This window comes from Gordonibacter massiliensis (ex Traore et al. 2017), assembly GCF_019731765.1.
GTDB lineage: Bacteria > Actinomycetota > Coriobacteriia > Coriobacteriales > Eggerthellaceae > Gordonibacter > Gordonibacter massiliensis.
Genome location: NZ_JAASIO010000004.1, coordinates 38,041 through 58,816 on the forward strand (window position 1 = coordinate 38,041; position 20,776 = coordinate 58,816).

Genomic DNA, 20,776 nt, shown 5'->3' on the forward strand with positions numbered 1-20,776 from the left:
GCAACGTTTTCGCAGGTTGGCGGCAAGGGCAGAGCCCTTGCCCTGCGGAAGGGCCTACGGCGGGCCCGCTTCTGTCGCCCGGGTGCGATCATCTGAACACCAGTTGGCCGATCGCCCCCGTAGGGCACGCCTCGGCGCAGGCGTTGCATCCGGTGCATTTCGCCGGGTCCACGCGCGCGCACCCGTTCTCCACGGCCACGGCCTCGAACGCGCAGGCCTTCACGCATTTCATGCAGCCGATGCAGCCGGCGCCGCACACCTCGCGCGTGCGCTTGCCGCCCATGGTGTTCCGGCACGTGACCACGGCCGTGGTGGGCGCCTCGCCCTGGCTCACCAGCTTGATGATGTGGCGCGGGCACAGCTCGGCGCAGGCGCCGCAACCCGTGCAGGCGGTCGTGTCGATGCGCGCCACGCCGTTCTCCACGCGGATGGCGTCGAACGCGCACGCCTCGGCGCAGTCGCCGAAGCCCAGGCAACCGAACGGGCACGACAGGCTCGTGAAGAACAGCGTGTTGAACACGCGGCAGCTGGGCACTCCCTGGAACTCCAGGTGCGGGTCGATGAAGTCGTCGGTGCCCTTGCACGCCACGAAGGCCTCGCGCTGCACGACGCCCGTGGACTCGACGCCCAGGAACGCCGCCAGCTCCTCGGCGACGCGGTCGCCGCCGGCTGTGCAGGCGTTGGGCGGCGTGCCGTCGAGCAGGGCCTTGGCGTACTGCTCGCAGCCGGCGAACCCGCACGAGCCGCAGTTGACGCCGGGCAGGATGCTCACCAGGTACGCGAGCCGCTCGTCCTCGCCGATGGCGAGCTTCTTCGAGACGATCGACAACAGCACCGAGCCCACGAGGCCCACGGCCGCCATGAGCAGAACGGTCCAGACGATGGTGTCCATGATTCAGCGCCCCCTTTCCTACAGAACGCCGAACAGGTTGTCGGCGACGCCTGCGAAGCACATGAAGCTGAGCGACACGAGCGCGGCCGACACGAGCGTGATGGGCATGCCCTTGAACGCCTTGGGCGGATCGGCTTCCTCCACGCGGCGGCGCACGCCGCTGAACAGCACCATGGCCAGCAGGAAGCCCAGGCCCGCGCCGAGCGCGCACACGAGCGCCTCGGGGTAGTTGTACCCCTCGTCCACGGACAGGATGGTCACGCCCAGCACGGCGCAGTTCGTGGTGATGAGCGGCAGGTACACGCCCAGCGCCTCGTGCAGCGGCGGCAGGAAGCGCTTCACCACGATCTCGAGCATCTGCACGAGCACGGCGATGACGAGGATGAACGCGATGGTCTGCAAATAGCCCAGCCCCAGCGCGTTCAGCAGCTGCTGCAGGGGCCAGGTCACGGCCGTGGCCAGCAGCATGACCACCGTCACGGCGCAGCCCATGCCCGCCGCCGAGTCGAGCTTCTTCGACACGCCCAGAAACGGGCAGATGCCCAAAAACTTCACCAGCACGTAGTTGTTCACGAGGATCATGCTGAACAGGATCGCTGCGTACTCGGCCATCACGCCTCACGCTCCTTCGCATCGCAGATCTGGCACGCGGCGCAGATGTCCTCCTGGGTCGCCGCGGCGTCGTCCTCCGGCTCGCCCGCGCGTTTGCGGCGGCGCATCTCCAGCGCCACGGACGCGGCGATGAGCACGCCGAGCACGGCGAAGCCGCCCGGGGGCATGACGAACACGTTCATGGGCGTGATGAAGTCGGGAAGCACCTGAAAGCCCGCGAGCGTGCCCGCGCCCAGCACCTCGCGGATGGCCGACATGAGCACGAGCGTGATCGTGAAGCCCACGCCCATGCCCAGGCCGTCGAGGGCGGCGTCGCGCGCGGGGTGCTTCGAGGCGAACACCTCGGCGCGCCCGAGCACGATGCAGTTCACCACGATGAGCGGCAGGTAGATGCCGAGCGCCGCGTTCAAGTCGGGGAAGTAGGCCTCCACCAGCATCATGACGATGGTCACGAACCCGGCGATGACGGTGATGAAGGCGGGCAGGCGCATGTTCGACGGTATGGCGTTGCGCAAAAGCGACACGACGATGCCGGAGCACACGAGCACGAACGTGGTGGCCACGCCCATGCCGATGCCGTTCGTGACCGCCGTGGTAACGGCGAGGGTGGGGCACAGGCCCAGCATCTGGCGCAGCGTGGGATTTTCGACGAGCAGTCCCTTGCTGAACACCGAGAGCGCCGAGGGCTTGTTCGAGGTGGCTGCCATCATGCGGCTCCCTTCTCCGTCGAGGTGGCGCTCGGGGTGCCGTCCGCCGTGGCCCGGTAGGCCTCGATGGCCTCGTTGACGGCGGCGAGCGCCGCCTTCGACGAGATGGTGGCGCCCGTGATGGCGTCGATGTCGTCGAGGGCCATCGGCTCGGCCGCGCGCCCCACGAACTGGTCGGTGAACGAGGGCAGCGCGACCTTCGTGCCCAGGCCGGGCGTTTCGCCGTTATCCATGCCGATGACGTTGGTGATGGTGCCCTCGGCGTCGAAGGCGAGCGCCATGGGAACCTGGCTCGAGTAGCCCTTCGACTGGGCCGTCACGGCGAAACCCCGGTTGTCGTCGGCTTCCATGAGCGCCGTGACGCCGGGCGTGTCGCAGGGCAGCTCGGTGAAGTCGTCCGCCTCGGGGATGAGGGCGGAGTACGTGGCCCAGGCCTTCGCCTCGCGGTTGGCCGTGATGGTGGGCAGCGTGAGGTCGTCCACGGCCCCCAGCAGAAAGCCCACGATGGCGCAGATGACCACGATGACCACGACGGGCTTGACGGCGCTCTGCCACAGGCCGGGGTTTCCGCCGCGCTCTTGCGCGCGGGTGCTTCCGTTCGCTTCCGTCATTCGTTGCCCCCTTCCGCCTTCTTCTTGCCGAACAGCTTCTTCTTCTGGCCGCCCAGGGGCGTGGCCCCGGTGAGCGCCTCGATGTAGGGCACGACCAGGTTCATGAGCAGGATGGAGTAGGCCACGCCCTCGTTCATGTTGCCCCAGAAGCGTATGAGGCACGTGATGAGGCCGAGCCCGACGCCGAAGGTCACCTGGCCCTTGAACGTGGTGGGCGAGCCCACGTAGTCGGTCGCCATGAACACGGCGCCCAAGAGCAAACCGCCCGAGAACACCTGCGCAACCGCGTCGTGGCCGGTGATCAGGCTCATGACCACGACGGTGCCCACGTAGACGCCCGGGATGGTGAACGTGATGGTGCGCGTGGCCAAAAGCCACAAGAGCCCCAGCAGGATGGCCAGGCCGCACGTCTCGCCCAGCACGCCGCCGTGCACGCCCAGCAGCAAATCGAGGAAGGGCAGCGCGGGCGCCGAGGGCGCGAGCGGCGTGGCCGAGGTGACGGCGTCGACGCCGGCCGTTCCGGGCGCGAAGCTGGCGATCTGCGGCGCGGCGTAGTTCGTCATGGCGGCTGTGAACGACACGGACAGCACGATGCGGGCCACGATGGCCGGGTTCGCGAAGTTGCGCCCGATGCCGCCGAACAGTTCCTTCACCACCACGATGGCCACGAACGCGCCGATCACTGCCATGTACAGCGGTATGGTGGACGGCAGGTTGAACGCCAGCAGCAGGCCCGTGACCACGGCCGACAGGTCGCCGACGGTCTGGGCGGTCTTGCGCAGCCGGCACCACAGGTACTCGAACAGCACGCAGGCGATGGTGGTCACGGCCGTCACGAGCAGGGCGCGCCAACCGAAGATGACGGCCGAGGCCACGAGCGTGGGCACGAGTGCTATGAGCACGTTCAGCATGACCTTTTGCGTCGATATCCCGTCGAACACGTGCGGCGCCGTCGAGAGGACGAGCGGGCGGACGCGGGAGACGTTGTCCTCATGCTCCATCTAGTTCCTCCTTTTCGCCATCTCGGCGCGCATGAAGTCGCGTGCGAGCTTGCTTGTCTGGGCGAGCGGCTGCTTGGCGGGGCACACGAACGAGCAGGTGCCGCACCCCATGCACAGATCGGCCATGAGCTCGTCGAGCCGCTTGACGTCCTGCGTGGCGTAGGCCTTCCTGATGGCCACGGGCGACAGGCGCATGGGGCACGAGTTCGTGCAGCGGCCGCAGCGTATGCAGGGCGTGGTCTTGGGCTGCTCCATGCCCTCCTTGCTGAACACGAGCACGCCGTTGTTCTGGCGGATCACCGGGTAGTCCAGGTCGATCTGGGCGTTGCCCATCATGGGTCCGCCCAAAACCACCTTGCGCGGCTCCTTCGCCAGCCCCACGAAGTCCATGACGTCGCGCAGGCGCGTGCCGATGACGATCTGCACGTTGCAGGGGCGCTCCACGGCGTCGCCCGACACGGTGAAGCGGCGCTTGACCAGCGGCATGCCCGTTTTCAGGAACCGGCCGATGGAGGCCATGGTGGTGACGTTGTTCAGCATGACGCCCACGTCGGTCTGACGCTGCCCGCGCGGCACCACGCGACCGGTGGCGTTGTACACGAGCACGTTCTCGGCGCCTTGCGGGTAGCGGCTCGGCAGCGACTTCACCTCGATGGCGGGGTCGTCTTTCGTGAGCGCGCGCAAATGCTCGATGGCCCGGGGTTTGTTGTCCTCGATGCAGACCATCGCGTTCGGGATGTCCAGGTACTTGCACGTCTCGCGGATGCCGAACAGCACGTCGTCGGCGCTCTCCATCATCTCGCGGTAGTCGGTGGACAGGTACGGCTCGCATTCCGTGCCGTTCACCACGTACAGGTCGATCTCCTCGAGGTTCGGCGGGGCCAGCTTGATGTCGGTGGGGAAGCCCGCGCCGCCCAGGCCCACCAGGCCGCTCTTCTTGATGGCGGCGAGGAACGACGCGCGGTCGGACACCTCGGGCGGGACCACCGTGTCGGCCACGGTCTGGGCGCCGTCGGACTCGATGACCACCGTGGTGTCGGTCTTGCCCGACGAGTAGTACACGGGCTTGATGGCCGTGACCGTGCCGGACACGCCGGAGAAGATGTCGGCCGACAGCCCGCGCGGCGCGTGGCCCACGAGGCTGCCCACGTCCACGTGGTCGCCCTTCTTCACCACGGGCTCGCAGAGCGCGCCGATGTGCTGCTGCATGGGAAGCACGATCTCGCGGGGAACGGGCATGTCGATGGTGGCGAGCTCCGCCGTGTTCTTGCGGTGGGGCACGGCGGCGCCGCGCGCGCGACGGAACCGCGAGGCTATGGTCATGGCTATCACTCCCCCGAAGTGCTCGTGCTGACAGGTTGCTCCGCAGTCCGAGACGCGGCCGGCGGGCGAAGCGCGCAGGCGGGCGTGACGTTGGAGCTCGCGGATTGCCCTTATCCTAAAGACGGGGGTTCCGCCGCGCCAGCGGCGTTCGGCAAGTGGGTTGGACGCCTGACGCCAAAGGCGCACTTCAGAGGCGTTTGTGCCAAAACCGCCGGTGGGCGGCAAGGGGTCGAGAGCGGGCGGGAGCCCGCGATCTTGGCGTAGCCGCGCTTGTGCCAAGAAAAGGAACATTAGTTCTTAAAATACTGTTCGCAAAGGTTGCTGTATGGTATACTCCCCGCAGCGACCCCGCAACCGAAAGGCGGTAGTCCCCATGCCGTGGAACGAGCTCTATCCGATCGATCGCGAGCCTTCGATGGCCGACGTCACGCAGTACGTCGCGAGCCCCTTGTGGGATGCGTTCACGGCGTTCGTAGCCGAGACGTGGAACGCGGCCCCGCGCATCGAGCACAGCCGCTGCGGCGGCGCGCCGGGCTGGAACGTGAAGTACAAGGCGCGCGGCAGGGCGCTGTGCACCGTCTACCCGCGCGACGGGTTCTTCACCTGCATGGTGTCGGTGGGCTCGAAGGAGAAGCCGGAGGCCGAAGCGTTGCTGTCCGCGTGCGACCCGTATGTGCGCGAGCTGTACGAGCGCAGCGCCGAGGGCAGCTTCGGTCGCTGGCTCATGATCGACGTGACGAGCGAGGATATCCTGCGCGATGCCGAGGCGCTCATGATGCTGCGGGCGAAACCGAAGGAGGTGCGATGATACGCGATGTCGAGCAAACGATCGGCAACCTGATCGACCACCAGAACACGTCGTTCGTCGGGTCGGTGGACGAGGACGGCTGCCCCGAGATCAAGGCCATGCTTCCGCCGCGACGGCGCGAGGGCCTGCGCACGTTCTACTTCACCACGAACACGTCGTCCATGCGGGTGCGCCACTACCGCGCGCACCCGCAGGCGTGCATCTACTTCGCGGACCGGCGCTTCTTCCGGGGCGTCATGCTCAAGGGCACGATGGAGGTGCTCGAGGACGCGTGGGCCAAGGAGCTCATCTGGCAGGAGGGCGACACGACGTACTATCCGCTAGGCGTGACCGACCCCGACTACTGCGTGCTGCGCTTCACGGCCGACACGGGGCGCTACTACCGCAACTTCGGGTCGGAGGATTTCGCCGTGCCGGAGCCTTCGGGCGAGGAGCCTGCCGAGGCGTGACGCGCCGGGCGCTTGACCCACCAGGTGGCCGCCGCGCTGAACAGCAGCGTCTGCGCAAGGATCTCCACCGTGCCGCCGACGCTCGTGTTCAACGGCTCGCCGGCGGGCTCGAGGTAGATGAGCGCCTCGATGGAGCCGGGGGAGGTGGCCGGCGTGTTGAAGACGCCCACGATGGCGACGGTCGCCCACACGACGAGCCATCCGTACTTGCGGTGCTCGAACGCGGGTCGCAGAAGCCACAGCACGAGGGCGAACAGCGCGCCGCGCGCGATCTGGAACAACGGCGCCATCCCGACGACGGGATCGTCCAGAGGGCGCATGCCGATGGCTTCCACCGAGCTTTGGTAGTCGAACAACGTCATGGCCAGCATGCCGCACAGCGTGTAGGTGAGGACGTGCGCGACCGTGACCTTCGCGCCGAAGGCGAGCTTCTCTTTCATGGGGATGTTCCTTTCGGGGGCTAGCGGCGATTCTGCTCGCGGTAGCGGGCGAGGGCCTGGTCGTAGCCGCCGGCCGTCTTCTTGAAGTACACGGTGTAACCGGCGGTCATACCCGCGAGGATGACCAGGTAGATGATGACGAAGCAAGCCCACGCCTCGGGCATGTCCGCGGGGATCCACGGGCCCAGCCAAGCGCACAAGGCAAGCACCGGCAGCAGGCACGCGCCGAAGCCGGCGATGCGCGCAGGGTAGGCCAGCTTCTTGAACACGGCCCCCGTGAACCAGAAAGCCTGGAGCGCGGCCATGCCGATCGCCGCGCCGTACAGGCTGGCGGTGAGGTTGAGGCCGTAGCTGGGGCCGGCGAACAGGTAGCCCATCCCCAGGAACCACGCCATCATCACGGTGAACATGATGCAGGCGGCGATGGCGGTGTGGGCGAGGATCTTCTTCATGGCGAACTCCTTGGCGAGCGTTGATCGGGGCGGCAACAGGCGGTGCGGACCGCGGCGCCTACAGCCCCAGCTTGCGTTTGATGGCGGGCGCGTACTGGCGTGACACGATCACGGCCTCGCCGTTGTCCAGCATGAGCTGCAACCGCGCGTTCAGGGCCGGGCGGATGGAGGCCACGTGGTCGAAGTTCACGATCATCTGCTTCGACGCGCGCACGAACTCCGTTCCGGCCAGCCGATCTTCCAGCTCGTAGAGCCGCATCGGCGTTTCGAACACCGCGTCTTTCGTGTAGAGGAACGTCTTGCCGTCCACGGTTTCCGCGTAGCACACCGCGTCGGGGTCGATGCGGTGCACGGCTCCGTCGCGCGATCCGGCGAGCTTGCGGTCGAAGGCGCCCAGCGAGGCCACGATGCGTTGCACGCGGTCGTCGATGCGCGGGCACGCGACGGAAACCTCGATGTCGTCAAGCGCGGGGTTTTCGGTGATGGTCACGTTCATGATGCGCCTTCTGGTCGGTGGTGTGCGGTTGGCTAACGCCGTCAGTATGCCGAAAGCGCGTTGCCCGTACAAGGCCGCTTGAGCCCAGTTGCACCCAGCGACGCGCAAGTTGCATCGGGTCGCGCTCTTTGGCAGGATCGCGGGGTTTGGCGACGGGAGTTCGACCGTGTGGCACGAAATTCCCGTTATGAACGATTTTTGCATCTCTTTTTCACATGCTCCTTCCTATAATCGCAGGTCGGGATTTATCGGTGTGCAAAAAAATCGTTCATAGCGATGATTTCGTGCCAAGGTTCCTTGTCGGAACCAACGTAGATGCGCTTTCCGTTCGGCCTTTCCGGCCGCAAGGCGTTGCGCTTCGTTCGGGACGTCATGCTCGGACAGGGGAGGGAAGCGCGGCTGGCGCATCCGGCCCTGTGCGGGCGGCTTGGCGCGAAGGGGGGGCAGCGGCGGTGTCTGCCTGCCGGCGGGTGCCTCATGCGGCGCGGGCGTCCGGCATGGATGAGCGTGGGTTATGGCGTGCTTGGAGAGGAGGACGGGCTTTCGGGGCGTCGGCGGTGCATCAGCCGCGCCTTCCTCGTCGTTGTGCTATGCTCGGAGCGTCAGGGCAAACGACGGAAGGTGCGGGCATGGATCTGACGGCGAAGGTGGACTTCGATCGCTTCGAGGCAGCGGTGCAGGTGGTGGACGTGCATGCGGCCGGCGAGCCGTGCCGCGTGGCCGTGAGCGGTTTTCCCGAGCCGCAAGGCGCCACGATGATCGAGAAGCGCCGTTGGATGGAGGAGCGCTGCGACGACCTCCGGCGAGCCCTCATGCTCGAGCCGCGCGGGCATCACGACATGTTCGGCGCGTTCCTCTGCGAGCCGGTCGACCCCAGAGCCCAGGTCGGCGTCGTGTTCATGGACACGGGCGGCTACTTGAACATGTGCGGGCACGGCACGATGGCCGTAGCGGCGGCCGTGCTCGAAACCGGGATCGTGGCGGCTCGCGACGGCGATAACGAGGTCGTGCTCGAGGCGCCCGCCGGGCTCGTGCGCACCGCGGCGCGCGTGCGCGACGGGAAGGTGGAGTCCGTCTCGTTCGAGAACGTGCCCTCGTTCGTCTTCTGCGATGAAGCGACGGTGGACGTGGACGGCCGCGCCGTTTCGCTGGCCATCGCCTTCGGCGGCAGCTTCTTCGCGCTCGTGGACGCCGCGCCGCTGGGCCTTGGCGAGATCGGGCCGGCGACGGCGTCCGCCTACGCGCAGCTCGGGTCGCGTGTGCGGGAGGCCGTGAACCGCTCGATCCGCGTGGAGCATCCGACGCTCGACATCGACACCGTCGATCTGGTGGAGTTCTACGGCCCTGCGCCCGACCCCGCCGTCGCGGCGCTGCGCCATGTGGTGGTGTTCGGCGCCGGGCAGGTCGACCGCTCGCCGTGCGGCACGGGCTTGAGCGCCAAGCTGGCCGCGCTGTACCGACGCGGTGCCATTGGGCGCGGCGAGCCTGTGGTCTGCGAGAGCTTCATGGGCACGCGCTTCACGGGCGTCGTGGAGCGGGAAACGACCGTGGGCGGCGTGCCCGCCGTGGTCCCGCGCATCACGGGATCGGCGTTCCTCACGGGAGTGGGAACCTGCCTCGTGGATGCCGCCGACCCGCTCGGCCACGGCTTCCTGCTGGAGCGGTAGCGGCACTCCAGCATCTCCCGTTCTCTTTTCGCCTGCGCCCGGCACACCTGGCGAGTCAACACTTCGGTTCCGAAGAAATAGTAACGCTTGACGTTATTAACGTAGAGCGTTACTATTTCTTCATGATCGTTTCCTTTAAAGACCAAGATGCTGAAAAGCTTGCGAAGGGAATTCGCGTCAAACGGTTCGTGTCGTTCGAGCGCGTGGCGCGCCGCAAGCTACGCCAGTTAGAAATCGCGCTGACGCTGGATGATTTGCGCGTCCCTCCTGGCAATAGGCTTGAGGCGTTGAAGGGGGATCGTGACGGCTGTTACAGTATTCGTATAAACGACCAGTTCAGACTATGCTTTCGCTGGACGACGGCAGGCGCCCAAGACGTTGAGATTGTCGATTACCATTAAGGAGGTTTTGCATAATGGGAAGAATAGAGTACGCGGTTGTCCCCATCTCGCCGGGGGAGCTGTTGAAGGAAGAGTTTCTGGAGCCGATGAACATCACCCAATATCGGTTGGCTAAGGAGGTTGGTGTTCCTGCGGGACGCATCGGCCAGATTGTGGCCGGAAAGCGCTCGATAACGGCCGATACCGATCTTCGGCTGTGCAAGTTCTTCGGCCTCTCGAACGGGTATTGGTTGCGCGCGCAAGTCGCATACGATACCGAGATGGCCCTCCGGGAGCTGTCGGACGAGTTGGAGAAGATAAAGCCTTGGAGCGGCACGGCCGCGTGAGACGGGCGCGGCGCGCGCAAGGCGGGCATCGTTCGCCCCTTTCGCTCAGAACAGGCTGCCCTGCGAGCCTACGGGCTGGGCGGGCTTGTAGGCGGCGATGATGTCGGGCATGCGCCAGAGCAGGCCGTGCTCCTTGCAGAGGGCGCGGAACAGGGCGCGGTTCTCGGCCGCGCGCGGGCTGTTGCAGAAGTAGCGGTCGCTGAACGCGCGCCGATAACGGTCGGGCAGGGCGGGGTCGACCGCGGCGATGCGCTCGAGGAAGTGGTCGCGCTGGCGGTCGCGCATGGTCACGCCCGTCATATGGTAGACGAACCGCGCGCCCGCCGCGGCCGCGCCCTCCACCACGCCGCGCACGGTTGTCTCGTCATCGGTCACCCACGGCAGGGTGGGCGTGAACAGCACGCCGCAGAACACGCCGGCCTCGGCGAGCTCGGCCAGCGCCGTGAAGCGCTCGGAAGGCGCTGGCGCATGCGGCTCGATGAGGCGCGCCAGGCGATCGTCGGCGGTGGTGATGGTGAGCTTGGCTATGGCGCCGCCCGCGCCGCCGATGGCTCGCAACAGGTCGATGTCGCGTGTGACCAGCGTGCTCTTCGTGTCCACCGACACGCCGAAGCCGTGCTCTGCCAGCAGCTCCAGCGCGCCGCGCGTCACGTTCAGGTTGCGCTCGAAGGGATTGTACGTGTCGGACATGGCGCCCACGCCCACCACGCCGCGCACGCGGCGGCTTCGCAGCTCGCGACGCAGAATGGCCAGCGCGTCGAACTTCACGCGCACGCGGTCGAAGTCGTCCACGCGGTAGCACTCGCTTCGGCTGTCGCAGTAGATGCAGCCGTGGCAGCAGCCGCGGTACAGGTTCATGTTGTAGTCGATGCCGAACCACTCGTCGCCGTGGCGGCGCACCTTCTGCAGGATGGAGCGCGCCCGCACGGTGGGGCAGGGTGCGGGCGCGCTCCCGCTCACGCGGGCCTCACCGGATGGCGGATGACGGTTCTCAGGTTCTCCGGCTTCGTGCGGCGCGGATCGCCCAGGTAGATTTCATGGTGCAGCCGCACCGGCGGCACGCCGCCGTCTGCGTCGAGCGCGTCCAGCAGGGCTGCGGCGCTCTTCGGGTCGGCGATGTCGTCGGCCAGCCCGTTGGCGGCGATGAACGCCTCCAACTCGGCCACGGTGGCGGGCTCGTCGTCGTACGGGCCCTTGTGCAGGATCTGCGCGCACGGCCCTTCGGCGAACGTCAGGAAGCGCGCTCTCCCCGCGTCGAGTTCGGGCTTCTTGGCCGTCACCTGCTCGAGCGCCCAAGCGAATACGTCGGGCTTGACGAACTCCGGCAGGCGAATCAGGGACACCCAGTTCAGCTTGTCTTTGTCGAGGACGTTTCGCCCGTCGAACCCGCCCGCGGCGGTCCACCACAAGCTCTCCAGCGGCGGCACGACGTAGTCGAAGTAGCCCTCCGGCTGCCATGGTCCCATCTTCGCCATCTTGATGGTGTACGAGACGGCGTACTGGAGCGCAAGCGCCTCGGCGTAGGCGCCGTTCTCCTCGTCCGGGTTGCCTTCTCCGGCCACGGCGACGAAGCTCATGGCCGACACGTCGACGAGCGCCGGCTTGGCTTTCGGCAGGTAGAGATCCCGGTACTCTTTCTTGAAGTCGAACGCTCCGGCCATGGTTTGCTCCTGTTCTCGTTGCGGGGGTTGCGCCGCAGAGGTGCGCCTTTTGCGGTCGCCCCGTCCGCATCTGCGGTCGTCTCCGTAGGGGCGCTCTCCAGAGCGCCCGTTCCGGCGAAGCCGGAAAAGCAACCGAGGGCGCGTTTACGCGCTGGCCCGCGAACGGACGGCGCAAGCACCGTCCCTACGAAGGGCGCTCCGGCCGCACGCGCGACGCGATCCTTCCCAGGGCTCCGCGCGCCTCGGACTACCGCGCCTCGGTCGGCGCCGCGTCCTTCCAGCGGTCGAGCCGGGGCAGCAGCGCTTCCATGTAGGAGCGCGCCTCGGCTTCTGTGAACGGCGCCTCGGTCTTCGTCATGTTCTCCACGCATATGTTCACCATGTCCTCCATGGTGCAGTCGCCCAGGTACCCGCCGTCCGCATAGCACCACTTGCAGTGGTGCTCGCTCGGAGAGCCGTCGGCCTCGGTGCCCAGCAGGCTGGGGTCCGAAAGCGGCATGCCGCAGCTTTGGCACACGCTTTGCATCGGCAGCTCCAGCAGCGCCTCGATGGGCACGTGGAACGTGGTGGCGATGAGCTTGAGCGTGTCGATGCCCGGCTGCGTATCGCCGCACTCCCAGCGCGACACCGCTTGCCGCGTGACGAACAGGCGCTCGGCCATCTCGCTTTGCGTGAGGCCGTTCTGCTCCCTGATTTCGATGAGCGTGTCTTTGATCGCCATGCTGGCTCCTTTTCCGGGGTTGTTCGAAACCTCCCACCATGGAACCATGCGCTCCGGATTCCGTCAAGCAACCGTCGGTTGCCTCGTCCGGAGCTTGCCGAAGAGCGAGCGGCGAGGCGCGCTTCGGGCTTGCCGAAACGTGCCTCGCCGCTTCGGCAAGCAACCGCGGCGAGCTATTTCAGCGCCACGAACACGTCGATGTCGGCGCAGGACATGTCCTCGCCCGGCAGGTAGGCTTCGAAGTCCACGGTGAACGCGCGCTGCGCCGTGAGCTCCTCGTCGGCCCAGATGTCCTCCCATGCTTTCTGGACGCTGGCAACGCAGTCGCCACCGCGGATGGCGATCTTCGCATAGCGGCCGGCGGCGATGGCCTGCGCCTCCATGCCCTCGGGCGCGTCGGCGTCGGACTCGCAGCCCACGAGCATCTTATAGCTCATGTCGTCCATGTCGTAGTCGTAATACAGACCGAAGCAGCCGTAGGGCTCCACGCGCGTCTCGGGGATAGAGCGGTCCATGCCCTCGCCCATGAAGCGCTGCCAGAGCTGGCCGATGACGGCGCCTTCCTCCGGCGAGTTGTTGGAGGCGCGCACGGTGGGCCCGACGACGGTGCGCGCGGGAAGCTCGACGATTTCGTAGTTCATGGCAGTGTCCTCTCGTTAGGTTGCGTTGACGAAAGACACGATACCGAACGCTACCGGACAGGGCGTGTCCGGTTACGTCAAAGACTTTGGAATTGAACGGATGAATTCTAGCTCGAAGGCTAGACGCTTCGCGAGTACGAGCGTGCTTGCGACTCCTCCGAGATCGAATGCTCTGAAATACCCATTTTTGCGGAGCATGGACACGATTAGGTGGCTCTCGACTCCGTATTCCGAGAGGACGAAGACGGGCTCATCCTTACTTGATATGGCAGCTTGGATGTCGTTTGCGTCCGAGGCGGCTTCTATGGATCCTTCTGCGACTCGCTGGTTACTTGATAAGCGGAAGGCTCCGTGCAAAGGCTTTTTGTCGGATACGCTTTCGGGCCGCGCGTCAACGAAGAGAAACGAGTTGTTTTCTCGAGCCATGTTGGCGGCTTGTTCGAATGTCGCGTAATAGCCAGACTTGCGTGACTCTTTTGTTTTTCGTCTCCCGTGCAACGTTTCCCTCATTGCCCAGACGGGAAGATTGGCTGCCATCAAGACGTAGAAAAAAATCCAGCCGATTCCGGAGACGGTTGCGATTCCTAACCAAAGAGCCTGTGGAATCGAGCTACTCTGCGTCGCTGCAACAAATAGAAAAGTGACTGATAAGTACAAGAAAAGTAGCATAAATACGGTATTGATAGTGGAAAGCGAAATGTACCGTCCGCTGTGCTCCTTTCCAAGTTTCTTTGCAAACCGATCATATTGAAGGAGTTCGTAATGCGAGACGAGGAATTCGTAACTTGGGGATGTGACGTTTTGAGGAATGTCGGCAAACTGTCTTTTCAAGAAGCTGGCTTTTTGGCTGAACAACCCCGCGCGTCCGTCTTTTAAAAAGGTTAAAACCGCGCCGACGACGCTGATAATGCCTGCAATGATGCTGAGCATCGATGGCGCAATATTGGAGTCCATGGGTAGTTCCTCCGTGAGGGTCGGATTACCGATATGCTAGGCTATTAATATTATGACTAAGAAGCAAAAGAATTAAGATATCATCAAGAATTCAATTTTCGCGAGATTCGTATACGCCTACCACGGCCGTCGCTTGCTCGCGCAGCCAGGCGCGGACGTCGGGCGGTTCGAGCACTTCCAGCAGGGGGCCGAACGACAGCAGGTAGTAGTGCGTGCGCTCGGTGATGTCGCATGCGAGGGTCACGCGCCAGCTGCCGTCGGCCTCGCGCGTGATCGTCTCGGGCGCGAACTCCTCGCGGACGCGGGACTCCGCTTGCGCGGCGAAGCGCATGACCAGCCGATCGGTGCCCCTCATATGACCGCCCTCGTCCAGCGCGGGCAGCTCGCGAGCCTGAAACGTCTCCGGCAGCGCACGCAACGTCTCCCAGTCGATGCGGAACAGCTTGAACAGGCGCCACGCATCCCGCTCGCGGCACCATGCGCGCAGGTACCACGACGATTCCTTGAACATGAGCTGGGCGGGTTCCACCGTGCGCTCGGTGCGGTTGCCCGCGGCGTCGAAGTAGGCGAACGACAGCGGATGCCGCCCGATGGTGGCGTCGCGGATGGTGTCGAACGCGGCGCGGTAGTTCGGCGGCGCGCCCCAGAACGAGAAGTCCATGTCCAGCCAGTCCACGTTCTCGCGCTGGAACAGGCGCCCCAGGCGCGCGGCCGTCTCGTCGCTCGCCTCGTCGGCGGCTCCCGTGCGGTTGAGCGCCGAGAGCGCGGCCATGATGTCGTCCTGCTCGCGCTCGCTCAGCACCGAGCGGTCCAGCACGTAGCCGTCCATGAGGTGCACGCCGCCGCCCTTGCCGCGCGTCATGTACACCGGAACGCCCGCGGCCGAGAGCGCGTCCACGTCGCGGCGCACCGTGCGCTCGGACACCTCGAGGCGCGCCGCCAGCTCGCCTGCGGGGCGCGGCGAGCGTTCCATCAGCAGATACACGATCTCGAACAGGCGCTGGGGCTGCATGGCCGACCCCTACGCGCGGTGGGCGAGCGCGGCGCCCGCGTTCGCGAGGACCTGCCGCACGAAGTCGAGGCGCGTGCGGGCCAGCTCGTCGAACGGCACGGGATCCGCCGGATCGTCGTCGAAGGGGGCGAGCTCCTTCACGTACCAGGCCACGTCGTGCCATGCGCCCGCCTTCCAGCCGGCGTGTGGCTGCACCCAGCAACGCTTGAACCCGAAGGCCTCATGCAGGCGCTCGCTTGCCGCGTTCGGCAGCGTCACCAAGCCGTACGCGCTTTTCATGCCCTGCGCGCGCAGCAGCTCCAGCAGCGCGTCGTACAACGCGCGTCCCCGACCGCAGCCGGTCGCGCTTTGCTCGAGGTACACCGACAGCTCTGCGTTCCACCGGTAGGCCGCCCGGCTGGCCTGGGCGTGCGCGTACGCGAACCCGACGATGCGTCCGCTCTGCTCGAGGGCGAGGCACGGGTAGGCGCGCATCGCGTCGGCCATGCGCGCGGAGAACTCCGCAGGGGAGGGCGCCGCGGTGTCGAAGGTGACGGGCGCCTCGACGTACGGCGCGTACACCGCGCGCATGGATTCCGCATCGTCGAGTGTCGCGAGTCGCACGCTCATGCAGGTCTCGCGTGGGGAGGGGTCCATCGGTTCGATCCTTTCAGGCCGGAGCGGGAAGGCGGGTCGCGTAGGTCGCGCGCGCTGCGTCGATCCACGCAGCCCCATACTACCACGAGCGGGTTCGCGCCGATCCTTGGCAAGGAGCTGCAACATGCACGCGAACGGTGCTCGAAGACACGAAAATCACCGCTGTGAAGCTCAGAGATACGATAATTGCCGCACCCGTTCTTCGCGACCTGGGATAACGTGTATAGAACACGCGAAGATGGCGGCTGCGGAATCGGCGAAGGCTTTCCAAGGCGCCGAAATCGCTTCACAGCGGTGATTTTCGCGACTTCGGGCGCGCGCTTGCGACAGGTAGCCTCTGCGAACGTGGTCGGCGTTGTCATGGGGCTGCAAGCCGGACTTCTGGTGTTCTTGGCGCTGTTTGCCTATTACCACCTGGCGAAACGCCGTATCGCGAAACTGGAAGAGGACCTCGACGACGAGTGACGGTTCCTTTCCGCCGCGTGCGGAAACGTTGCGGTCAGACCGTGGCGCTGTTGTGTTGTTCGCGCGCGTCGTCTTGCCGTTGTCGGGCCGTTACGGAATACTCGAAACAGAAAAACTTCGAACGCGCCGCCGTCAAGGCGGCGTGTTGCGCTCGGGGCATGCGCTCGGGGCGCGAGGCGGAAGCGATGCGACGGAAAGGGGTGAGGCGACGTGGCGATCGACGTGAGCGCGGGATTGCGCCGGCTTCGCCGGCGGGTGCGGCACCTGCCCGGCTGGTCGAAGGTCGCCGTTCCCGTCCTGTGCGGCGTCGTGGCGTTCTTCGGGATCGCCACCGCGCTGGGCGCCACCGCCGACCGTCTCGAGGAGCCGACCCCGTCGTTGGGCACGGCGGTCGACGATGCGGCGCCCGCCGCAGACGCCGAGGCTTCTGCCGCTCCGACTCCCAGCGCCGAGGCGGCCGTGGTGGCCCCCTCGGCGCTCGACGCCGCTTCCGGCTCGGGCGACGTGAACCTGTTCGACGCGTCGGGTTCCCAGCGCACGGTGGACGCGTCCGAGGTGCCCGGCGTCGCCGCGGCGCTCGACGCCTTCCGCGAGGCGGGATACGAGGCCGGTTTCGTCGTGTACGATTTCGCCACGCAGCGGGGTTTGGGCTGCAACGCCGATTTCGAGTGCTTCTCGGCCAGCACCATCAAGGCCCCGTTCGTCACCTACGTGGCGCAGGCGCTCGTCGACGAGGGCCGGGCGGCTTTGACCGACGAGGTGTTCGAGGACATCGTCATGGACGGCACCGGCATCATGGCCACCGACGATGCGAGCACCTACGATCTGCAGACCGTGCTCACCAACACCATCGTGTATTCCGACAACACGGGCTATGCGCTTCTGCGCGACGACTACGGCGCCGGTTTCGACGAGTGGGCGGCTGCCACCGGGGTCGACGCCGCAGCCTGGGGCGGCGAGTGGTACCCGTACTACACGCCGCGCGACCTGGCCAAGCTTTGGCTGGGCGTGGGCAAGTACCTGAGGAGCGGCAGCGGGCAGGCTGCCCTGTGCGAGGAGCTGTTCGCGCAAACGGGCACCTCGTTCATCCGCCGGACGCTCGGGGCCGACCATCAGGTGCTCGCGAAGGCGGGCTACGAGATCGACACCCCGTGGTACGCTATGGGCGCGCTCAACGACGCGGGCATCGTGAAGCCCGCGTCCGGCGACTACCTCTTGGCCGTCATGTCCGATGCCGATTACGACGACGAGTACTTCACCGACAACGAACCGCTCATCACGAACCTGATCGCAGCGCTCGACGAGGCGCACGACCGGCTGCTTGCAGCTTAAGGACCCACCTATGGAACCGAACACGCACACGATCGCACGGGACCTCGAACCCTCCGGCGCGACGAGCCGTGCACGAGGGGCCGGGCGGACGGCCGCCCGCGCCGTGCTGAGCTGCGTTCTCGCCGCGGCACTCGTCAGCGGGCTGGGCCCGCAAGCGTCTTGGGCCGAAGACGCGCCCGACGACGCCGCGGCGGCCGAGGCCCAAAAGGCCGTCGAAGAGGCGCAGGGCGCACTTGACGGTGCCGAGTCGCAGATGCAGGGCATCTCGGCCGACCATGCGGCGCTCGCGCAGGAGGTCGCCGATTTGCAGCAACGCATCGACGAGACCACCGCCCAGGCCATGGCGGCCCAGCAGGAGCTCATCGAAGGCCGTTCCGCCCTCGGCAAGGCCGCCGCCTACGAATACCGCGGCGGCTCCGCGCAATCGCTCGTCTCGGTGCTGCTGGACTCGCAGGACTTCGACGAGTTCGTGCGCAACCTCTTCTACCTCTCCGCCGTGATGCGCTATCAATCCGACGAGATAGCGGCGCAAAAAGAACGCTCCGAGCGCTTCGACGCGCTCATCGAGGATCTGAACGCGCAGAAAGACGAGCAGGACAAGAAGCTCGCCGAGCTCGAGGAGAAGAAGGCGGAGGCCGAGCAGACGGTGACGGCCGCGTCATCCCAGCTGCAAGGGGCGCAGAGTGAGTACGCTTCCGTCATCGAGGAGCTCCAACGGAAGGCCGAGGAGGCGGAGGCCCAGGGCGGGGTGAGCGAGCCGGTGGCCGTTGAGGAATCGAACACCAACACCATGCGCCCCGGCGACCAGGTGCAGCAGCCCGAGCCCGACCCGACCCCCTCGCCGACGCCCGATCCGGAGCCGACGCCCGACCCGGGAATAGGCTGGTCGACGGGCGTTGCCTCCGCTTACGGCGGTTCCACCGACCCCTACACGCCCAACCCCGGCACCACGGCCACCGGCGACACGTGCGACGACTGGTCCATGGGCGTGGCCGTGCCCATGGCGTGGCCCCGGTACTGGCAATATTACGGCCGCACCGTCGAGATATCCTACATGGGCATGACCGTGCTCGCCACCGTGAACGACTGCGGCTACATGGGCGGCGGCAGCCGTTCGCTCGATCTGCAGCCCGGCGTGTGGAAGGCCTTCGGCTTCTCGTCGTGCAACGACTGGGGCCTGCGCACGGTGAACTACCGGTTCCTGTAATTAGGCGTATCAAAAGCCGGCGAAAGCGCGCTTTCGGCGATCGCGTCGTAGGGCACGGGCATCTGCCCTTGCCGTCTACCTGCGGAAAAACACCTTGTTGAGCGGCAAGGGCAAAGCCAGCACCCTACAAAACCAACGAAACCGCGCTTTCGATGCTATGAGCCCCTTTTGCGCACAGCATCGGATGTGTGCTACACTTCACGGTTACATGCGACGACGAAGACAGCGCCGTGCGACGCGGTTGTCACCAGAGACGGGTGCCACCGGCTGAAAGCACCCGGACGACCAGGACGGCGATTCCCTTCCGAGCAGCGCGTTTGAACGCGGACGGTGCGCCTTGCGCGCCGAGACGCCAAGTAGGACGCGACGGGCGCTCCCGTCACAGGGCGAAACGAGCGGGCGGACGCATGAGCGGCCGTCAACCGAGGTGGTACCGCGAGAGCCTTCTCTCGTCCTTGGATCGGGGAGCAATCCCCAGCGAACCAAGGCGAGAGAAGGCTCTTTTTTGTGTGCGTCCGCCGCAGGCGGCGCGGGGAAGAGACGGAAAGGAAGCGCGAGGACATGGGTATCGTGGACGAGGTGGCGGCGCTGCGCGAGCAGACGCTCGCCCGCATCGCACAGGCGGCCGACACGGCCGCGCTCGAGCAGGTGCGCATCGGGGTGCTGGGCAAGGCCGGCACGCTGACGGCGCATCTGCGCAGCATGGGCCAGGTGGCCAAGGAAGAGCGCGCCCAGGTGGGCAAGACGGTGAACGAGGTGCGCGCCGCCGTGGAGGAGGCGCTGGCCGCGCGCAAGGCGGCCCTCGACGCCGCCGAGCTGGCCGCCGCCATCGACGCGGCCGCCGTGGACGTGACGCTGCCGGGCCGCGCCCAGCAGATGGGCACGCGCCATCTCATCAACGCCATCACCGACGAGATCTCCGAGATATTCCTCGGCCTGGGCTACACGGTGGCCCACGGCCCCGAGGTGGAGACCGACTACTACAACTTCGAGGCGCTGAACGCCCCGGCCGACCATCCCAGCCGCGGCTTGGCCGACACGTTCTACGTGGTCGATCGCTCGGGCGAGGCGTCCAGCGTGCGCGGCGAGTCCGACGTGCTGCTGCGCACCCAGACCTCGGGCGTGCAGGTGCACGCGATGGAGGACCGCGAGCTGCCCATCTACGTGATCGCCCCGGGCAAGGTGTACCGCCGCGACGTGGCCGACCCCAGCCACCTTCCGCAGTTCCACCAGATCGAGGGCCTGGTGGTGGACGAGGGCATCACGTTCGGCGACCTGAAGGGCACGCTCGACTACCTGTGCAAGCAGGTGTTCGGCGAGGAGCGCAAGACGCGCTTCCGCGCCCACTACTTCCCGTTCACGGAGCCGTCGGCCGAGGTGGACGTGAGCTGCGGCATCTGCCACGGCGAAGGCTGCCGCATGTGCAAGGGCACCGGCTGGCTGGAGATCCTCGGCTGCGGCATGGTGGACCCCAACGTGCTGTCCATGTCGGGCATCGACCCGGAGAAGTACTCCGGTTTCGCGTTCGGCATGGGAGTGGAGCGCATCGCCTGCCTGAAGTACAACGTGCCCGACCTGCGCATGCTGCTGGAAGGCGACATGCGCTTCCTGCGGCAGTTTTAGGGTTTCTGGCGGCGCAGGCGGGGCGGAGCCCAGTCGCTCAAACAGTCCTCGCTGCGCTGCGGAACTCGCTTGGTGGGCCCCGCCCCGCCTGCGCCTTCGCACGATGGACAGCGTTGCATGAAGCACGGGTGCGCTTATCACCGGTGCTGGGGGGCGTTCAGGCAGACAAGCGCTTGGTGAGAGGAAGGCCCCGTAGGGGCGATCTCCTGATCGCCCGTTTCGGCGGAACTGCGCTTTGTCATCCTGAGCGGAGCGCGAAGCGCGTAGTCGAAGGATCCCGTGCGGCGCGAAAGCGCGCATGCGAACGGAAGTAATATGCACCCTGTGCGCATCAAGGAT

Annotated in this window: 25 protein-coding genes; 9 read left to right on the plus strand and 16 right to left on the minus strand. The window is 66.4% G+C overall.

Going from position 1 to position 20,776, the window contains the following annotated elements; all coding sequences use genetic code 11:
- Positions 1–88: 88 nt before the first annotated feature.
- Genes HCH03_RS06240 through rsxC form a run of 6 tightly spaced genes read right to left on the minus strand, consistent with a single transcriptional unit; the run spans position 89 to position 5,146 of the window.
- The gene (locus tag HCH03_RS06240; protein WP_221688787.1) at positions 89–892 is read right to left on the minus strand and encodes an RnfABCDGE type electron transport complex subunit B; all 804 of its coding nucleotides are present in this window, start codon (positions 890–892) and stop codon (positions 89–91) included.
- Positions 893–910: 18 nt separating this feature from the next.
- On the minus strand, positions 911–1,504 hold the full coding sequence (locus tag HCH03_RS06245) for an electron transport complex protein RnfA (RefSeq protein WP_080143565.1): 594 nt from the start codon (positions 1,502–1,504) through the stop codon (positions 911–913).
- Positions 1,504–2,214 (minus strand): electron transport complex subunit RsxE, encoded by a 711-nt coding sequence (gene rsxE / locus HCH03_RS06250; RefSeq protein WP_246599788.1) that lies wholly within the window; start codon positions 2,212–2,214, stop codon positions 1,504–1,506. The genes HCH03_RS06245 and rsxE overlap by 1 nt, the downstream gene beginning before the upstream one ends.
- Positions 2,211–2,822, minus strand: a complete 612-nt coding sequence (locus HCH03_RS06255; protein WP_221688788.1) for an FMN-binding protein — start codon at positions 2,820–2,822, stop codon at positions 2,211–2,213. Before HCH03_RS06255 ends, rsxE begins: the two co-directional genes overlap by 4 nt.
- Entirely contained in the window at positions 2,819–3,823 is a 1,005-nt protein-coding gene (locus HCH03_RS06260) for an RnfABCDGE type electron transport complex subunit D (RefSeq protein ID WP_221688789.1), read from the minus strand. Before HCH03_RS06260 ends, HCH03_RS06255 begins: the two co-directional genes overlap by 4 nt.
- A complete protein-coding gene (gene rsxC, locus HCH03_RS06265) occupies positions 3,824–5,146 on the minus strand; it encodes an electron transport complex subunit RsxC (RefSeq protein ID WP_221688790.1) in 1,323 nt (440 codons plus the stop codon).
- Between the two features lie 373 nt (positions 5,147–5,519).
- On the opposite strand from rsxC, the gene HCH03_RS06270 reads away from it, so the two are divergent.
- Positions 5,520–5,954, plus strand: coding sequence for a DUF3788 domain-containing protein (locus HCH03_RS06270; protein ID WP_221688791.1), 435 nt, complete (start codon positions 5,520–5,522; stop codon positions 5,952–5,954).
- The gene (locus HCH03_RS06275; RefSeq protein ID WP_221688792.1) at positions 5,951–6,403 is read left to right on the plus strand and encodes a pyridoxamine 5'-phosphate oxidase family protein; all 453 of its coding nucleotides are present in this window, start codon (positions 5,951–5,953) and stop codon (positions 6,401–6,403) included. The genes HCH03_RS06270 and HCH03_RS06275 overlap by 4 nt, the downstream gene beginning before the upstream one ends.
- On the opposite strand, the gene HCH03_RS06280 is transcribed toward HCH03_RS06275, so the two are convergent.
- From HCH03_RS06280 to HCH03_RS06290, 3 genes are read right to left on the minus strand one after another with little or no spacing between them, the layout of a single operon-like run.
- A complete protein-coding gene (locus HCH03_RS06280; RefSeq protein ID WP_221688793.1) occupies positions 6,334–6,843 on the minus strand; it encodes a hypothetical protein in 510 nt (169 codons plus the stop codon). The two genes, HCH03_RS06275 and HCH03_RS06280, sit on opposite strands and share 70 nt — an antisense overlap.
- A 20-nt stretch (positions 6,844–6,863) precedes the next feature.
- Entirely contained in the window at positions 6,864–7,295 is a 432-nt protein-coding gene (locus HCH03_RS06285; RefSeq protein WP_221688794.1) for a hypothetical protein, read from the minus strand.
- Positions 7,296–7,353: 58 nt separating this feature from the next.
- A complete protein-coding gene (locus HCH03_RS06290; protein WP_221688795.1) occupies positions 7,354–7,791 on the minus strand; it encodes a LytTR family DNA-binding domain-containing protein in 438 nt (145 codons plus the stop codon).
- 629 nt (positions 7,792–8,420) lie between these two features.
- Here HCH03_RS06290 and HCH03_RS06295 point away from each other — a divergent pair.
- The 3 genes from HCH03_RS06295 to HCH03_RS06305 all read left to right on the plus strand — a co-directional run bounded on the left by HCH03_RS06295 (position 8,421) and on the right by HCH03_RS06305 (position 10,185).
- A complete protein-coding gene (locus tag HCH03_RS06295) occupies positions 8,421–9,458 on the plus strand; it encodes a proline racemase family protein (protein WP_221688796.1) in 1,038 nt (345 codons plus the stop codon).
- 122 nt (positions 9,459–9,580) lie between these two features.
- Positions 9,581–9,859 carry a type II toxin-antitoxin system RelE/ParE family toxin gene (locus tag HCH03_RS06300; RefSeq protein WP_114600422.1) on the plus strand — a complete coding sequence of 93 codons (279 nt, stop codon included), beginning with the start codon at positions 9,581–9,583 and terminating at the stop codon, positions 9,857–9,859.
- Between the two features lie 14 nt (positions 9,860–9,873).
- Positions 9,874–10,185, plus strand: coding sequence for a HigA family addiction module antitoxin (locus tag HCH03_RS06305; protein WP_221688797.1), 312 nt, complete (start codon positions 9,874–9,876; stop codon positions 10,183–10,185).
- Between the two features lie 45 nt (positions 10,186–10,230).
- On the opposite strand, the gene HCH03_RS06310 is transcribed toward HCH03_RS06305, so the two are convergent.
- The 7 genes from HCH03_RS06310 to HCH03_RS06340 all read right to left on the minus strand — a co-directional run bounded on the left by HCH03_RS06310 (position 10,231) and on the right by HCH03_RS06340 (position 15,810).
- A complete protein-coding gene (locus HCH03_RS06310; protein WP_221688798.1) occupies positions 10,231–11,145 on the minus strand; it encodes an SPL family radical SAM protein in 915 nt (304 codons plus the stop codon).
- Positions 11,142–11,846, minus strand: a complete 705-nt coding sequence (locus HCH03_RS06315; protein ID WP_221688799.1) for a GyrI-like domain-containing protein — start codon at positions 11,844–11,846, stop codon at positions 11,142–11,144. The genes HCH03_RS06310 and HCH03_RS06315 overlap by 4 nt, the downstream gene beginning before the upstream one ends.
- 247 nt (positions 11,847–12,093) lie before the next feature.
- The gene (locus tag HCH03_RS06320; RefSeq protein ID WP_185905808.1) at positions 12,094–12,567 is read right to left on the minus strand and encodes a zinc ribbon domain-containing protein; all 474 of its coding nucleotides are present in this window, start codon (positions 12,565–12,567) and stop codon (positions 12,094–12,096) included.
- 173 nt (positions 12,568–12,740) lie between these two features.
- Positions 12,741–13,208, minus strand: coding sequence for a GyrI-like domain-containing protein (locus tag HCH03_RS06325; protein ID WP_221688800.1), 468 nt, complete (start codon positions 13,206–13,208; stop codon positions 12,741–12,743).
- Positions 13,209–13,280: 72 nt separating this feature from the next.
- The gene (locus HCH03_RS06330; RefSeq protein WP_221688801.1) at positions 13,281–14,162 is read right to left on the minus strand and encodes a hypothetical protein; all 882 of its coding nucleotides are present in this window, start codon (positions 14,160–14,162) and stop codon (positions 13,281–13,283) included.
- A gap of 91 nt (positions 14,163–14,253) precedes the next feature.
- Complete coding sequence (locus tag HCH03_RS06335; RefSeq protein ID WP_221688802.1) at positions 14,254–15,174, minus strand: helix-turn-helix transcriptional regulator; 921 nt, start codon at positions 15,172–15,174, stop codon at positions 14,254–14,256.
- A 9-nt stretch (positions 15,175–15,183) separates the two neighbouring features.
- A complete protein-coding gene (locus HCH03_RS06340; RefSeq protein WP_221688803.1) occupies positions 15,184–15,810 on the minus strand; it encodes a GNAT family N-acetyltransferase in 627 nt (208 codons plus the stop codon).
- A gap of 186 nt (positions 15,811–15,996) precedes the next feature.
- On the opposite strand from HCH03_RS06340, the gene HCH03_RS06345 reads away from it, so the two are divergent.
- The 4 genes from HCH03_RS06345 to pheS all read left to right on the plus strand — a co-directional run bounded on the left by HCH03_RS06345 (position 15,997) and on the right by pheS (position 20,437).
- Entirely contained in the window at positions 15,997–16,275 is a 279-nt protein-coding gene (locus tag HCH03_RS06345; protein WP_221688804.1) for a hypothetical protein, read from the plus strand.
- A 210-nt stretch (positions 16,276–16,485) separates the two neighbouring features.
- Positions 16,486–17,607: a serine hydrolase gene (locus HCH03_RS16775; RefSeq protein ID WP_221688805.1), complete on the plus strand. Its 1,122-nt coding sequence runs from the start codon at positions 16,486–16,488 to the stop codon at positions 17,605–17,607.
- A 10-nt stretch (positions 17,608–17,617) separates the two neighbouring features.
- Positions 17,618–18,814 (plus strand): coiled-coil domain-containing protein, encoded by a 1,197-nt coding sequence (locus HCH03_RS06355; protein WP_246599789.1) that lies wholly within the window; start codon positions 17,618–17,620, stop codon positions 18,812–18,814.
- Between the two features lie 561 nt (positions 18,815–19,375).
- Complete coding sequence (gene pheS / locus HCH03_RS06360) at positions 19,376–20,437, plus strand: phenylalanine--tRNA ligase subunit alpha (protein ID WP_221688806.1); 1,062 nt, start codon at positions 19,376–19,378, stop codon at positions 20,435–20,437.
- The last annotated feature ends 339 nt before the right edge of the window (positions 20,438–20,776 follow it).